1 protein-coding gene is annotated in these 17386 nt (G+C 72.2%); it reads right to left on the bottom strand.

The genetic code is table 11. The annotated features are described in order from the left end of the window. Positions 1-116: 116 nt before the first annotated feature. A complete protein-coding gene (locus N7L95_RS26830; RefSeq protein ID WP_301260689.1) occupies positions 117-17117 on the bottom strand; it encodes a non-ribosomal peptide synthetase in 17001 nt (5666 codons plus the stop codon). Positions 17118-17386: the final 269 nt, after the last annotated feature.

The following is a 17386-nucleotide window of genomic DNA, read 5'->3' as shown; positions in this document are numbered from 1 at the left end:
GGCCAGCAGCGCCGGGTCTTCCAGCAGTGCGTCTTCGCCCCGCACCAGCAGCCGGTCGTTGCCGACCGACAGGGCGATGTCTTTCTCGTTGAGGCGGCTGAGCAGTTCGGGCAGCGTCACAGCGCGATCTCCTTGACTTTCTTGGTGGCCGCCACGAGGGACGACAGCGTGGGGGCATCGAACAGGGCCCGGACATCGAGGTGCAGCCCTTCGCCGCGCAGGCGCTCGATCAGGCCGACCGCCAGCAGCGAATGGCCGCCGAGTTCGAAGAAGTTGTCGTGTCGGCCGACCCGCTCCACCTTGAGCAGCTCGGCCCACAGCTGGGCGAGGCGGGTCTCGACCTCGCCGATGGGCGCCTCGTAGCCGCGGCTGATGTAGGCCGCGCCCTCGGGCTGCGGCAGCGCCGCGCGGTCGAGCTTGCCGTTGGGCGTCAGTGGCAGCTCCGGCAGCACCACATAGGCCGCCGGCACCATGTACTCCGGCAGCTGGGCGGCCAGGTGCTGCTTCAGCACCTCGGCGCTGGCCTCGCTGCTCAAGGTCACATAGGCCACCAGCCGCTTGTCGCCCGGCTGGTCCTCCCGCGCCAGCACCACCGCCTCGCGCACCGCGCCGTGCTGCAGCAGCCGCGCCTCGATCTCCCCCAGCTCGATGCGGAAGCCCCTCAGCTTCACCTGGTGGTCGTTGCGCCCCAGGAACTCCAGCGTCCCGTCCGCCAGCCACCGGCCCAGGTCGCCCGTCTTGTACATCCGCGCTTGCGGATCGTCGACGAACGGGTCCTTCACGAAGCGCTCGGCCGTCAGCTCCGGCCGGTTCAGATAGCCACGTGCCAGCTGCGCGCCGCCAATGTGGATCTCGCCCGCTACGCCCACCGGCACCACTCGGCCCTGCGCATCCAGCAGATAGATGCGCGTGTTGGCGATCGGCCGGCCGATCGGCACGCTGTGCTGCAGCGGGCCTTCGCACCGGTGCATCGTCGCGCACACCGTGGTCTCGCTCGGCCCGTAGGCATTGATCACCCGCCGGCCCTCGCCCCAGCGCTGCACCAGCGCGGGCGACGCCGCCTCGCCCGCCAGCACCAGCGTGCTCACCGGTGCCAGCGTCGCCGTCGCCGGCAGCCCCGCCAGCACCGCCGGCGGCAGCGTCACATGGCTGATGCGGCCCTGCTGCAGCGCCTGCAGCAGCGCCTCGCCCGCCAACACCGTGCCCGGCGGCGCAAAGTGCAGGCTGGCCCCACAGCTCAGCGCCGTCACCCATTCCGACACCCACGCATCGAAGCTGAAGGACGCGAACTGCAGCACCCGGCTGCCGGCCTCGATGCCGAAGCCCGCCACCTGCGCCTGCGCCAGGTTGCACACCCCGCGGTGCTCGACGGCCACGCCCTTGGGCACGCCGGTGGAGCCGGAGGTGTAGACCACGTAGGCCAGGTGCTGCGGCTGCGTTGCACAGGCCAGATCGTCAGCCGGCTCGTCTTGCCACAGCGGGCGGTCGGCTTCCACATCCAGCAGCGGAGCCGCCCGCTTCAGCACCTGCGCCACCGCCTCGCCCACGCCGGCCTCCCACAGCACCACCACCGGCGCGCTGTCCTGCAGCATGTGCTGCAGCCGTTGCGCCGGGTAGCTCGCGTCCAGCGGCACATACGCGCCACCGGCCTTCAGCACCGCCAGCACCGCCACCGCCATCTGCGGCCCGCGCGGCAGGCAGAGGCCCACCCGCGCATCCGGCACCACCCCCAGCTGCCGCAGCCGCCGCGCCAGCCGGTTGGCCTCGGCATTCATCTGTGCATAGCTGAGCCTTTGGTCGCCCTGCACCAGCGCCACGGCGTCTGGCGTGCGCGCCACCTGGGACTCGATCAGCTGGTGCACGCAGCGGTCGTGCGGATAGGGGCTGGCGGTGCGGTTCCAGTCCACCAGCAGTGCCTGGCGTTCCTCGGCCGGCAGCACGTCCAGCTCGCGCAGCGGCGTCTGCGGTGCCCGCTCCAGCGCACTGGCCAGGGCCTCCAGTGCCGCCAGCATCCCGGCGCAGACGCGCCCGGCCTCGGCCGGCGCCTGCACCTGGGCCGTCAGCAGGAAGCCGTCACCCAGGTCGTCGATGCACAGGCCAAAGGGATAGTTGGTGCGCTCCTCGGCCGCCAGCACCTGCACGCCGGCCAGGCCCGGCCGGCTCGCGGCGGCCCCGCTGTGCCGGTAGTTCAGCAAGGCGCTGAACAGCGGTGCGGGCGCCGCCACCCGGCTGCAGCGCTGGGCCAGCGCCAGCGGCGCATGCTCATGCCGCAGCAGCCGTGCGAGCAGCTGCTGCGTTTCGCGCACCGCGTCCTGCACGCCCTGGCCCGCCACGCGCAGCTTCAACGGCAGGGTGTTGAGGAACAGCCCCAGCGCCCGGTCCGCCCCCGCGCCGCCTTGCATGCGGCCGAACAGCACCGTGCCGAACACCACCTCCTCCTGCTGGCACAGCCGCGCCAGCACCTGCCCATACGCCAGGTGGCACAGGCTCGCCACGCTCACGCCCAGCGCACGCGCCCGCTCACGCAGGCGGCGCGCCAGGGCCGCATCCATCTCGCGCCGCGCCTCGGCCACCGGCGCACCGCCGCCGCGCACTTCGCGCAGCCCATAGGGCAGGGTCGGCGTGTCCACCTTGCCCAGCATCTCGCCGAAGAAGGCCTCGTGCTCCTCGCGCGGCACCGCCAGGCGCGCCTGGGCGACGAAGTCGCGGAAGGGCAGCGGCGGCGGCAGCTGAGCCGCCTGGCCGTGCAGGCAGGCCTGCACTTCCTGCAGCATCAGCTCCAGCGTGGTGTGGTCGATGGCCAGGTGGTGCAGCAGCTGCAGCAGCAGCCAGCGGCCGGTGCCCGCTTCCCGCGCCACGAAGGCGCGCATCAGCGGGGCCTGCCGCACGTCGAAGCGGTAGTGCCGGCGGTCGAAGCGCTGCAGCAGCTGCTGGCCGGTGTCATCGTCCGACGCGTCGAGCCGCACTTCCTCCACCGCCAGGGGGGCGTGGCGCCAGACCACCTGCACCGGCTCGGCCAGGCCGTCCCAGTGCAGCGCAGTGCGCAGGATGTCGTGCCGGTCGATCACGGCCTGCAGCGCTTCCAGGTAGGCCAGCAGGCGGCCACGGCTGTCGAAGCCGAGCAGCACCGGCGTCAGGTAGGGGTCGCCACCCGCGTCGGTGCGGTGATGGAAGAGGATGCCCTCCTGCAGCGGGGCCAGGGGATAGATGTCCTGCACATTGGCTGCACCGCCCGGCACGCCGGCCACGATGCGGTCGAGCTCGCCCGCGGTGAGCGAGACCAGCGGCAGCATCTCCGGCGCCAGGGCCCGGCAGCCGGCCGGCACGCCGTTGGGCGGCACGTCGACCGGCCGGGCCTGCGGCTGGACCGCCTGCGCCAGACCCGCCAGGTCGGTATGCAGGAACAAGGCCTGCACGTCGGCCTGCAGGCCGGCCTGCCGCAGCCGCTCGACGACACTGACCGCCAGCAGCGAATGGCCACCCAGCTCGAAGAAGTTGTCCTGCCGGCCAACCCGCTCGAGGCCCAGCACCTCGGCCCAGATGCGCGCCAGCAGCGCTTCGGTCTCGCCCTGCGGCGCCTGGTGTGGGCGCCCGGCCGCCGACGCAGCCTCCGGCAGCGGCAGGGCGTGATGGTCGAGCTTGCCGTTGGCGGTCAGCGGCAGTGCGTCCAGCAGCACGAAGGCGGTGGGCACCATGTACTCGGGCAGCTGGCTGCGCAGCACCGACTTCAGCTCGGCCTGCAGCGCAGCCGGGCTGTGCCAGCCGGCCTCGGCCGGCGGCCGCGCCGCCTCGGGCGCACGGTCCGCCACCGGCTGCGGCCGCACGGCGTACACGCTGTGCAAGGCCGAGCCCTGCAGCGCGCGGTCCTGCTCGCTGTGCACCTCGAAGCCCTGCCCGCGCAGCAGGCGCACCACCTTGTACAGGCGGGAGTCGACGTCGTGCACCTCCATCACCACCTGGCGGACCTTGCGCCAGTCGGCCGGCTGCAGTCCCAGCAGCACCTCGTACTCGGCATTCTCGACGTCGATCTTGAGCAGGTCGATGCGCTCCACCGCCTGCTCGCGGATCACGGTCGACAGCGTGCTCAACCGGCAGTCATAGGCCCGGCCCTGCAGCCGCGCGTCGACCAGCTCGTCCACCAGCCCGTCGTCCAGGCCCCGGGCCTGGCCGTCGTTGCGCAGGAAGGAGCGCACCACCTCGCGCGCCTGCTCGGCGGTGGTGAGGCTGCTGGAGAGGATGGTGTTGTGCGGATAGAAGGTGAAGCGGGCCTGCCCCGCCTCGGCCGCCAGGCCGCATTCGAACACCTGCGCCTGGATGCCATGCAGCCGCGCGTTCAGCCGCAGCGTCTCGCACACCGGCGGGATGGGCTCGAAGGCATACACCTGCACGCCGCGGCGATGCCGGGCGGCGAACAGGCTGAACAGGCCGATGTTGGCGCCGACGTCGAAGACGCAGTCGCCATCATGCAGCTGCACGCCGTGCCGCAGGTAGACCTGGTCCTGGAAGATCTCCTGGTAGACGAAATCGGTCTCGCCCTGGTTCTGCTGGAACACCGTCATGCCGTTGGGCAGGTCGGTGCAGCGGGCGTCGATGTCCACGCCCGCCTGCCGCAGCCGCAGCAGCTCGCGCACCGCCGCCGCGCGGCCGGCCGAGGGCACCAGGTAGGCCACCAGGCGCGGGTCCTGCCCGCCCCAGGCGCGCGCCACCACCCGCACGTCCTGCACGCCGGCATGGCGGGCCAGGCGCGCCTCGATCTCGCCGAGCTCGATGCGCAGGCCGCGCAGCTTGACCTGGTGGTCGTTGCGGCCCAGGAACTCGATGGCGCCATCGCTGCGGTGGCGGGCCAGGTCGCCCGTCTTGTACATGCGGGCGTCGGGCCTGCCGGCATGGGGGTCGTGCACGAAGCGCTCGGCGGTGAGCGAGCGGCGGTTCAGGTAGCCGCGTGCCACCTGCACGCCACCGATGTGCAGCTCGCCGGCCACGCCGCGCGGCACCGGCTCGCCCTGGGCGTCGAGCAGGTAGATGCGGGTGTTGGCGATGGGCCGGCCGATGGGGATGTTGTCGGGCAGCGGCTCGCTGTCGCAGGCCCAGGCAGTGACGTCCACCGCCGCCTCGGTGGGCCCGTAGAGGTTGTGCAGGGCGGCCTGCGGCAGCCCATGCCGGGTGCGCCTGGCCAGCGACCCGGGCAAGGCTTCGCCGCTGCAGAGGATGCGCGACAGCCCGGTGCAGCGGGCGGTATCGGCCTGGTCGATGAAGAGCTGCAGCATCGACGGCACGAAGTGCAGCGTGGTGATGCCCTCGCGCTCGATCACGTCCACCAGGTAGGCCGGGTCCTTGTGGCCGTCGGCCCGCGCCATCACCAGGCGGGCGCCGGCCAGCAGCGGCCAGAAGAACTCCCACACCGAGACGTCGAAGCCGAAGGGCGTCTTCTGCAGCACCGCATCCTGGCCGCCCAGGCGGTAGGCGTCCTGCATCCACAGCAGGCGGTTGACGATGCCCAGGTGCTCGTTCATCACGCCCTTGGGGACACCGGTGGAGCCGGAGGTGTAGATGACATAGGCCAGGTGGCGCGGGCCGAGGCCGATGGCGCGCGGGTCGAGGTTGGTGGCGGGCCGCAGGGCCCAACGCGGCGCGTCGGCCTCGACGTCGATCACCGCAGCGCCGCTGTGGCAGGCCAGCGCCGAGCGCAGCGCCGACTGCAGCCGGGCCGGCACCCGGCCGTGGGTCAGCAGCACCACCGGCAGGCTGTCCTGGCACATCTCGACCAGGCGGGCCTCGGGGTGCGAGGGGTCCAGCGGCACATAGGCACCGCCGGCCTTCAGCGTGGCCAGCAGGGCCACCACCATCTCCAGGCTGCGTTCCATGCACACGCCCACCCGGGAATCAGGCGCCACGCCATGGCTGCGCAGCTGGTGGGCCAGCCGGTTGGCGCGGGCGTTGAGCTCGGCGTAGCTGAGCGTGCGGCCTTCATGCACCACCGCCACCGCCTCCGGCTGGCGGGCCACGCAGGCTTCGATCAGCTCGTGCAGGCAACGGTCGCGCGGGTAGTCGACCTCGGTCGCGTTCCAGTCGTGCAGCAGCTGCTGGCGCTCGGCCCTGTCGAGCAGCGGCAGGCGGTGGGCCGGCTGCGACTCGTCGGCCGCCATGGCCGCCAGCAGGCGCACCAGGTAGCCGGCCCAGCGGCCGGCGGTGTCCGCGTCGAACAAGGCGGTGGCGTACTGCAGGCGGCCGGCGATGGCATCGCCGTGCTCGGCCAGCTCCAGCGTGAGGTCGAACTTGGCCGGCTCGTAGGAGCCAGGCACCGGCGCCAGCGACAGCTCGCCCAGCCGCAGCTCGCCCAGCTCGTTGTTCTGCCACGCAAAGGCCACCTGGCACAGCGGGCCGTGGGCCAGGCTGCGCGGCGGCTTGACGATGTCCACCACCTGCTCGAAGGGCAGCTCCTGGTGTTGCTGAGCCTCGATGGCGCAGCGCCGGGCGCGCTGCAGCAGCTCCGCCACGCTGGGCGCGCCGGCGAGCTGCAGGCGCAGCGCCAGGGTGTTGGCGAAGAAGCCGATCAGCGGCTCCAGCTCCGGCCGGCGCCGGTTGGCCACCGGGCTGCCGATGACCACGTCGTCCTGCCCCGACAGCCGCGCCAGCAGCAGGCCGAAGCCGGCCAGCAGCGTCATGAACAGGGTGCTGCCCTGGCGGCGCGCCAGCGCCTTGAGCGCGGCGGTGGTGGCCGCATCGATGTACAGGGGCACGCTGGCGCCGGCATGGTCCTGCTGCGCCGGCCGCGGCCGGTCGGTGGGCAGCTCCAGCAGCACCGGGGCGCCGAGCAGGGCGCGCTGCCAGTAGTCGGTCTGCGCCTGCAGCACTTCGCCGCTGAGCCACTGGCGCTGCCAGGCGGCATAGTCGGCGTACTGCAGCGGCAGCGGCTCCAGGGGGTCGCCGGCCGTGCCGGCCAGGGCCGCGCGGTAGAGCGTGTCCAGCTCGCGCAGCAACACGCCGACCGACCAGCCGTCGGCCACGATGTGGTGCAGCGTCAGCAGCAGCACATGGTCCTGCTCGCCCAGCACCAGCAGCTGGCCGCGGGCCAGCGGGCCCTGCTCCAGGTCGAAGGGTGCGTGGACCTCGCGGGCCACCCATCCAGGCAGCACCTGCTCAGGATCCTGGCCGCGCAGATCGTGTTCCTGCAACGCAAAGCCGGCCTCCGCGGCGTCGATGCGCTGCACCGCCGTGTCGCCCACCCGCACGAAGCGGGTGCGCAGCGCGGCATGCCGGGCCTGGATGCGGTCCAGCGCCTGGCGCAAGGCCTTGCGGTCCAGCGGCCCGGACAAGCGCAGCGCCAGCGGCAGGTGGTAGGCCTCGCTGACGCCGCGCATCTGCGCCAGGAACCACAGGCGCTGCTGGGCGAAGGACAGCGGCAGTGGCTCGTCCTGTGCCACTGGCTCGATGGGCGCCAGCTCGCTGCGCGCCGCCGCCGCCACCCGCTCGGCCAGCGCCAGCAGCGTGGGCTGGGCGAACAGCTCGCCCAGTGCCAGCTCCACCTGCAGCAGCTGCCGCAGGCGGGTCACCAGGCGCACTGCCAGCAGGGAATGGCCACCCAGTTCAAAGAAATGGTCGTGCCGGCCGACACGTTCGACCTGCAGCAGCTCGCACCACAGCTGCGCCAGCGTGGCCTCTACCTCGCCAACCGGTGCCTCGTAGGGGCGCGCCGCATGCGCGTCGGCGTCCGGTGCCGGGAGCGCGTCGCGGTCGAGCTTGCCGTTGGGCGTGAGCGGCAGCTGCGGCAGCACCACATAGGCCGCCGGCACCATGTACTCCGGCAGCTGCTGCGCCAGGTGGCGCCGCAGCGCCTCGGCCTGCGGCGCCTGGCCGCCGGCCGGCGTCACATACGCCACCAGCCGCTCCTCGCGCGCCAGCACCACCGCCTCGCGCACCTCCGGATGCAGCGCCAGCTGCGCCTCGATCTCGCCCGGCTCGATGCGCAGCCCGCGGATCTTCAGCTGCTGGTCGTTGCGCCCCAGGAACTCCAGCTGACCGTCCGCCAGCCAGCGCGCCAGGTCACCCGTCTTGTACATCCGCGCCTGCGCGTCCTCGGCGAAGGGATCGCGCACGAAGCGCTCGGCCGTCAGCGCCTGCCGCCCCAGGTAGCCCCGCGCCACGCTCGGCCCGCCGATGTACAGCTCGCCCGCCACCCCGATGGGCACCGGCCGGCCCTGCTCGTCCAGCAGGTAGATGCGGGTGTGGCCGATCGGCCACCCGATCGTGATCACGCCTGCTTGAGTCGGTGCGCCTGCTTCAGTGGGAGCGCCCACGGCTGGGGCCAGCACGCCTTGCGCCCCCACCGGGCCCGAGGTCGCCACCACCGTGGCCTCCGTCGGCCCGTAGTTGTTGACCAGCGTGTAGCCCGCGCCCGCCGGCGCCCGCTGCCGCAGCCGGTCGCCTCCCACCAGCAGCACCCGCAAGCCCTGCGGCACCTGCCCGCCGGCCAACGCCAGCTCCGCGATCGGCGTCGGCAGGAAGCTCACCGCCAGCGTCTCGGCCTGCCACCACCGCAGCAGCCCCGCCACGTCCTGCGCCACCGCCTGCGGCGCCAGCACCAGCGTCGCCCCCGCGCACAGCGCCGGCCACACCTCCCACGCCGCCGCGTCGAAGCCCAGCCCCGCCACGCTCGACGTGCGCTGCCCCGCCTCCACCCCGAAGGCCTCGTTGTGCCACGCCACCAGCTGCCCCAGCTGCCGGTGCTCCACCATCACCCCCTTGGGCTGCCCCGTCGAGCCCGAGGTGTAGATCACATACGCCAGGTGCCGCGCCTGCAGCCCGTCCGGCGCCAGCTCCTGCGCCGGCTCGCCCGCCCACTCGGGCGCCGCCTGCTGCAGGTCCACCACCGCTGCCGCCCCGCCTTCCAGCGCCGTCCGCCGCTCGGCGTCCGTCAGCACCAGCACCGGCGCGCTGTCCTGCACCAGGTAGGCCAGCCGCTCCCGCGGATAGGCCGCATCCAGCGGCACATACGCACCGCCCGCCTTCCACACCGCCAGCCACGCCACCACCAGCTGCGGCCCGCGTGGCAGGCACACCGCCACCCGGCTGTCCGGCTGCACGCCACGCTGCCTCAGGTAGCGCGCCAGCCGGTTCGCCTCGGCGTTCAGCTGCGCATAGCTCAGCCGCGCCCCGCCCTGCTCCACCGCCACCGCCTCCGGCGTGGCACGCGCCTGCGCCTCGATCAGCTCGTGGATGCAGCGCTCCGGCGGCTGCGCCCGTGCGCTGGCATTCCAGCCTTGCAGCACCTGCTGCCGCTCCGCCTGCGGCATCACCTCCAGCTGCCACAGCGGCGTCTCGGGCGCCGTCTCCAGCGCCTGCACCAGGCTGCGCAGTGCCGTCTCCATGTACTCGCACACCCGCGCGGCCGACACCCCGCTGTCCACCTGCGCCGTCAGCCCGAACCCCTCGCCGTGGTCGTCCACCGACAGGCTCAGCGGGTAGTTCGTCCGCTCCTCGCCTCCCAGGAACTCGATGCCGCTCCAGGCATCGGCCGCCAGCGGCTCGCCCCCGGGCACGGCGCTGAAGTGGCGGTAGTTGAACAAGGCGCTGAACAGGGGCAGCGGCGGCGCCACGCTGCTGCAGCGCTGCGCCAGCGCCAGCGGCGCATGCTCATGGCGCAGCAGCCGGGCCAGCAGGCGATGCGTGTGGCGCACGCTGTCGTCCAGGCGGCCGCCATCCACGCGCAGGCGGATCGGCAGGGTGTTGACGAACAGGCCCAGCACCCGGTCGGCGCCGGCGCCAGCCTGCATGCGGCCGAACAGCAGGGTGCCGAACACCACGTCGTCGCGGCCGCAGGCGCGAGCCAGCAGCAGCGCGAAGGCCAGGTGGCACAGGCTGGCCACGTTGACGCGCAGCGCGCGCGACAGCTCGCGCAGGCGCTGCCCGAGCGCCGCATCGAGCGCCAGGCTGGCCGTGGTGGCACGCCGGCCACCGTCCTGCGCATTGCCGAGGCCGAAGGGATAGGTCGGCTCGTCCACGCCGGCCAGCAGCTCGCGGAAGAAGGCCTCATGCCCGGCCGCATCCACGCCAGACCGGGACTGGGCCACGAAGTTGCGGAAAGGCAGGGCCACCGGCAGGCGCCCCGCGCGGCCCAGCAGGTGGGCCTGGATTTCCTGCAGCATCACCTCCTGGGTGGTGTGGTCGCCGCACAGGTGGTGGTTCAGCCACAGCAGCAGCCAGCGGCCGTGCGGCGCATCGTGCGCCACCACCAGCTGCATCAGCGGCGCGCGGCGCAGGTCGATGCGGTAGTGGGCCGGATCGTGGCGCTCGCGCAGCTGGGTGGCCAGGTCCCCCTCGGCCGGGTCGAGCGTGAGTTCCTGCACGGCCAGCGGCGCCTGCCGCCACACCACCTGCACCGGGGCCGGCAACCCTTCCCAGCACAGCGAGGTGCGCAGGATGTCGTGCCGGTCGACCACCGCCTGCAGCGCCTGCAGGTAGGCGTCCAGCCGGGCGCGGCTGTCGAAGGCCAGCAGGGCCGGGGTCAGGTACACATCGCCCACCTGGGCCATCAGGTGATGGAAGAGGATGCCTTCCTGCAAGGGCGCCAGCGGGTAGATGTCCTGGATGTTGGCGGCGCCACCGGGCACGCTGGCCACCACCTGGGCGATCTCGTCGCGGCTGAGCTGCACCAGGCTCAGCATCTCCGGCTCGATGGCCGTGCATCCGGGTGGAATGCGGTTGGGCGGCACCTCCACCGCGGCCATGCCGCCACCGATGCTGAGCGCCAGTGCCGCCAGCGTGGGCGTGGCGAACAGGGACCGCACGTCCAGCGGCAGGCCGGCCTGGCGCAGGCGCTCGATCAAGCTGACCGCCAGCAGCGAATGGCCGCCGAGTTCGAAGAAGTTGTCGTGCCGGCCGACCCGCTCCACCTTGAGCAGCTCGGCCCACAGCTGGGCCAGTGTGGTCTCGACCTCGCCGATGGGCGCCTCGTAGCCGCGGCTGATGTAGGCCGCGCCCTCGGGCTGCGGCAGCGCCGCGCGGTCGAGCTTGCCGTTGGGCGTCAGCGGCAGCTCCGGCAGCACCACATAGGCCGCCGGCACCATGTACTCGGGCAGCTGGGCGGCCAGGTGCTGCTTCAGCACCTCGGCGCTGGCCTCGCTGCTCAAGGTCACATAGGCCACCAGCCGCTTGTCGCCCGGCTGGTCCTCCCGCGCCAGCACCACCGCCTCGCGCACCGCGCCGTGCTGCAGCAGCCGCGCCTCGATCTCCCCCAGCTCGATGCGGAAACCCCTCAGCTTCACCTGGTGGTCGTTGCGCCCCAGGAACTCCAGCGTCCCGTCCGCCAGCCACCGGCCCAGGTCGCCCGTCTTGTACATCCGCGCTTGCGGATCGTCGACGAACGGGTCCTTCACGAAGCGCTCGGCCGTCAGCTCCGGCCGGTTCAGGTAGCCGCGTGCCAGCTGCACGCCACCGATGTGGATCTCGCCCGCCACACCGACCGGCACCGGCCGGCCTTGCGCGTCGAGCAGGTAGATGCGCGTGTTGGCAATCGGCCGCCCGATGGGCACCGCCTGGCCCAGCGGGCCTTCGCACCGGTGCATCGTCGCGCACACCGTGGTCTCGCTCGGCCCGTAGGCATTGATCACCCGCCGGCCCTCGCCCCAGCGCTGCACCAGCGCGGGCGACGCCGCCTCGCCCGCCAGCACCAGCGTGCTCACCGGTGCCAGCGTCGCCGTCGCCGGCAGCGCCGCCAGCACCGCCGGCGGCAGCGTCACATGGCTGATGCGGCCCTGCTGCAGCGCCTGCAGCAGCGCCTCGCCCGCCAGCACCGTGCCCGGCGGCGCAAAGTGCAGGCTGGCCCCACAGCTCAGCGCCGTCACCCATTCCGACACCCACGCATCGAAGCTGAAGGACGCGAACTGCAGCACCCGGCTGCCGGCCTCGATGCCGAAGCCCGCCACCTGCGCCTGCGCCAGGTTGCACACCCCCCGGTGCTCGACGGCCACGCCCTTGGGCATACCAGTGGAGCCCGAGGTATAGACCACGTAGGCCAGGTGCTGCGGCTGCAACCCCACGCTGGCGCGCGGCAGGTTATCGGCGGGCTCGTCCTGCCACTGGCTGCGGTCGGCCTCCAGGTCCAACAGCGGAGCCGCCTGCTTCAGCACCTGCGCCACCGCCTCGCCGACGCTGGCCTCCCACAGCACCACCACCGGCGCGCTGTCCTGCAGCATGTGCTGCAGCCGTTGCGCCGGGTAGCTCGCGTCCAGCGGCACATACGCGCCACCGGCCTTCAGCACCGCCAGCACCGCCACCGCCATCCGCGGCCCGCGCGGCAGGCAGAGGCCCACCCGCGCATCCGGCACCACCCCCAGCTGCCGCAGCCGCCGCGCCAGCCGGTTGGCCTCGGCATTCATCTGTGCATAGCTCAGCACCTGGTCGCCCTGTACCAGCGCCACGGCCTCCGGCGTGCGCGCCACCTGCGACTCGATCAGCTGGTGCACGCAGCGGTCGTGCGGATAGGGGCTGGCGGTGCGGTTCCAGTCCACCAGCAGCGCCTGGCGATCCTCGGCCGGCAGCACGTCCAGCTCGCGCAGCGGCGTCTGCGGCGCCCGCTCCAGCGCGGTCGCCAGGGCCTCCAGCGCCGCCAGCATGCTGGTGCACAGGCGCTCGGGATCGGCCGGCGCCTGCACCTGGGCCGTCAGCGACAGGCCCTGGCCGAGGTCGTCGACGCACAGGTTGAAGGGATAGTTGGTGCGCTCCTGCGCATCGAGCAACTCGATGCCCGGGATCGCCTGGCCGGCGTCCTTGGACTGCGGGCTGGCATGCCGATAGTTCAGCAAGGCACTGAACAGCGGCAGCGACGCCGGCACCCGGCTGCAGCGCTGCGCCAGCGCCAACGGTGCATGCTCGTGCCGCAGCAAGCGCGCCAGCCAGCGCTGCGTCTGCCGCACCGCCTCCTGCACCCCCACCTCGCCCACCTGCAGCTTCAGCGGCAGCGTGTTCAGGAACAGCCCCAGCGCCCGGTCCGCCCCCGCCCCACCCTGCATCCGCCCGAACAGCACCGTGCCGAACACCACCTCCTCGCGCTGGCACACCCGCGCCAGCACCTGCCCATACGCCAGGTGGCACAGGCTCGCCACGCTCACTCCCAGCACCCGCGCATTCGCCCTCAGCCGCTGCGCCAGCCGCCCCGGCACCTGCCGCCGCGACTGCACGATCGCCCGGCCCTGGCCCTGCACATCGCCCAGCCCATACGGCAGCGTCGCTTCCTCCACCGCCCCCAGCATCTCGCTGAAGAACGCCTGGTGCTCCTGCCTCGACACCGCCAGCCGCGCCTGCGCCACAAAGTCGCGGAACGGCAGCGGCCTCGGCAGGCCCTGCGCCTGCCCCTGCAAGTGCGCCTGGATCTCCTGCAGCAGGATCTCCAGCGTCGTGTGGTCGATCGCCACGTGATGGAACAGCTGCAGTGCCAGCCACCGCCCCTGCGCCCGGTCCTCGGCCACCGCCACCCGCATCAGCGGCGCCTGCTGCAGCGGCAGCACCAGCTGCCCGCCGGCCAGCCGCGCCTGCAGCTGCCCGGCCGCACCGCCCTGCGCTGCGTCCAGCTGCAGCTCCTGCACCACCAGCGGTGCCTGCCGCCACACCACCTGCACCGGCTCGCCCAGGCCCTCCCAGCACAGCGAGGTGCGCAGGATGTCGTGCCGGTCGATCACCGCCTGCAGTGCCTGCAGGTAGCCCTGCAGCCGCTCGCGGCTGTCGAAGGCGAACAGCGCCGGCGTCACGTACACGTCGCCCGACTCCGCCATCAGGTGATGGAACAGGATGCCTTCCTGCAACGGCGCCAGCGGATAGATGTCCTGGATGTTCGCCGCCCCTCCGGGCACGCCGGCCTCCACCTGCTCGATCTCTTCCCGGCTCAGAGCCACCAGCGTCAGCATCTCCGGCTCGATCGCCCGGCAGCCCGGCGGGATCAGGTTCGGCGGCACTTCCACCGCCGCCGGCGCGCCGCCGATGCTTGCCGCCAGTGCACCCAGCGTGGGCGTGGCGAACAAGGCCCGCACATCCAGCGGCAGGCCAGCCTGGCGCATGCGCTCGATCAGCGTCACCGCCAGCAGCGAATGGCCACCCAGCTCGAAGAAGTTGTCGTGCCGGCCCACCCGCTCCACCTTCAGCAGCTCGGCCCACAGGCCCGCCAGCCGGCTTTCCACCTCGCCTTGCGGCGCCTCGTACTGGCGCGCCGCATACGCCTCGCCTTCCGGCGCGGGCAGTGCCTGGCGATCCAGCTTGCCGTTGGGCGTCAGCGGCAGCTGCTCCAGCACCACATAGGCTACCGGCACCATGTACTCGGGCAGTTGCTGCAACAGCTCGCCACGCAGCGCTTCGGCCTCCAGCGCCGCGCCGGGCTGCGCTGTCACATAGGCCACCAGGCGCTTGTCGCCCGGCTGGTCTTCTCGCGCCAGCACCACCGCCTCGCGCACGCCGGCATGCTGCGCCAGCCGCGCCTCGATCTCCCCCAGCTCGATGCGGAAGCCCCGGATCTTCACCTGGTGGTCGTTGCGACCCAGGTACTCCAGCTGGCCGTCGGCCAGCCACCTTCCGAGGTCGCCCGTCTTGTACATCCGCGCTTGCGGGTCGCTTGCAAACGGGTCCTTCAGGAAGCGCTCGGCTGTCAGCTCCGGGCGGTTCAAGTAGCCACGGGCCACGCCGGCGCCGCCGATGTGGATCTCGCCCGGTACGCCTACTGGCACCGGCCGGCCTTGGCTGTCCAGCAGGTAGATCTGGGTGTTGGCGATCGGCCGGCCGATGTGTGACACGAAGCCGTCCTCCCGCTTCATCTCCACCCAGGTCGAGTACGTCGTCGTCTCCGACGGCCCGTACAGGTTGCACACCTGCTCCACGCCCGTGCGCTCGAACAGTGCTTCCACCAGGCTGCGCTTCAGTGCTTCGCCAGCCAGGTTCACCGTCTTCACGCTCGCCGGCACCTGATCCGACTCCAGCAAGGCCTGCAGCGCCGAGGGCACCGTGTTGATCAGCGTCACCTCGCCGGTCGCCTGAGCGGCTTCCAGCGCATTGCCCACCACCTCCACCGTCGTGCCCACGCTCAGCGGGGCAAAGTACTCGTACACCGCCAGGTCGAAGTTCACCGACGTCGCCCACAGCGTGTGCTTCAGCTGTTCAGCGTCGAACGCCTCCGCCGCCCAGCTCAGGAAGTTCACCGCATTGCGGTGCTCGATCGCCACGCCCTTGGGCTGGCCGGTCGAGCCCGACGTGTAGATCACATACGCCAGGTGGGACGGTTGCAGGCCGACGGCCTGCCGCGACGGATTGGACGAGGGTTGATGCACCCAGCCCGCGGCATCCTGCAGATCAAGGACCGGCACCTGCGCATCGATGCGCTCCCGCCCCACCCCCTGCACCAGCACCACCACCGGCGCACTGTCCTGCAGCATGTACTGCAGCCGCTCCTTCGGATACGCCGGGTCCAGCGGCACATACGCCCCACCGGCCTTGAGTACCGCCAGCAGCCCCACCGCCAGCTCCAACCCCCGCTCGCAGCAGAGGCCCACCCGCTCGTCCGGCTTCACCCCCAGCCGTCGCAGCTCATGCGCCAGCCGGTTCGCCTGCTCGTTCAGCTCGCCGTAGCTCAAGTGCCGCTCGCCGTGCACCACCGCCACCGCTGCCGGTTGCCGTGCCGCCTGCACCTCCACCAGCTCATGCAGGCACAGGTCCTCCGGCACCCACAGCGCCGTCTGGTTCCACCGCTGCAGCACCAGCGCCAACTCCGCCGGCGGCATCACGTGCAAGCGATCCACCGGTTGCTGCTCGTCCTCCACCATGGCGGCCAAGGCCTGCTGCAGATGGCCGGCATACCGCTCCACCGTCGCACGGTCGAACAAGGCGGTCGCGTACTCCAGGCGGCCGACGATGCGGCCCTGGTCTTCGGTCAACTCCAGCGTCAGGTCGAACTTGGCCACCTCGTGGCTGGCGGGCAGCGGCGTGAGCGTGAGGCCGGGCAGGCTCAGCGTGCCGGTCTCGTTGTTCTGCCAGGCAAAAGCCACCTGGAACAGCGGCGAGTGCGACAGGCTGCGCGGCGGCTGCAGCAGCTCCACCACTTGCTCGAAGGGCAGGTCCTGGTGCTGTTGCGCCTCCATCGCGCGGCCTCGCACGCGCTGCAGCAGCTCGGCCACCGTCGGTGTGCCGGACAGGTCCAGCCGCATCGCCAGCGTGTTGACGAAGAAGCCGATCAAGGGCTCCAGCTCCGCCCGGCCGCGGTTCGCCACCGGCGTACCGATGACCAGGTCCTGCTGCCCGCTCAGCCGCTCCAGCACGAGTGCCCAGCCAGCCAGCAGCGTCATGAACAAGGTGCAGCCATGGCGCAGGCCCAGCGCCTTGAGGCGCTCGACCAGGCCGGCTTCCAGGACCACCGGCACCGAAGCGCCGGCATGCGACTGCTCGGCCGGGCGCGGCCGATCGGTGGGCAAGGGCAGCAGCACCGGCGCGCCATGCAGCGTGCGCTGCCAGTAGTCGCTCTGCGCCCGCAGCGCCTCGCCGCTCATGGTGCGCCGCTGCCAGCGCGCGTAGTCGATGTACTGGATCGGCAGTGGCGGCAGCGGGTCGGCCTGCCCGTCGCGGCAGGCGGCGTACTGCACGCCCAGCTCGTGCATCAGCACCCCGACCGACCAGCCATCGGCAGCAATGTGGTGCAGGGTCAGCAGGAGCAGGTGCTCATCGTCGCCCGCGGCCACCAGCCGGGCGCGCAGCAGCGGCCCCTGCGCCAGGTCGAAGGGCCGCTCGATCTCTTCCTGGCGCAGGCGGGCCAGCGCCGCACCGTCCAGGCCCGCGGTCGGTGCAGGCGAGTGCGCCAGGAGGAATCCGCCGTCCGCTGGCGACACCCGCTGCACCGGCTGTTCGCCGTCCAGGACAAACCCGGTGCGCAGTGCCGCATGGCGGCGCACGATGCGCTGCAGCGCGGCGGACAGCGCCGACACCTCCAGCCGGCCCTGCAGGTGCAAGGCCAGCGCGATGTGGTACGCCGGACCCGGCCCGGACAGGCGCGACAGGAACCACAGGCGCTGCTGGGCAAACGACAGGGGGGCGTCGGCATGCACATCACCCGCGTCGATGGGTGTCTCGGTCGGGCTACGCCTTTGCAAACCTGCTTGTCTCGCGAGTTTCAAAAGACGTTCACGATCGAGTAACGAAATACCTTTCATGCTCCACCTGCCTCTATACAGCTTCTCGAATCGCAAGAGCCGCCTTCAAACCGACGCCAGCGGCTCTGCGCATTTGGAACAGAAGGGTGCCCAGCGGCGAATGGCACAGCCGTGCCCACCCCTGTTCAATTTGACTGGGCTTATATGTCGTGGAAGTTCCTTGATTGGGCGCTCATGCTCTCCGCGATCCTTGCGAGCGTCAACTCCGA

It is taken from the genome of Eleftheria terrae, from assembly GCF_030419005.1.
Taxonomy (GTDB): Bacteria; Pseudomonadota; Gammaproteobacteria; order Burkholderiales; family Burkholderiaceae_C; genus Caldimonas; species Caldimonas terrae.
This window is presented reverse-complemented; position numbering and strand designations above follow the sequence as displayed.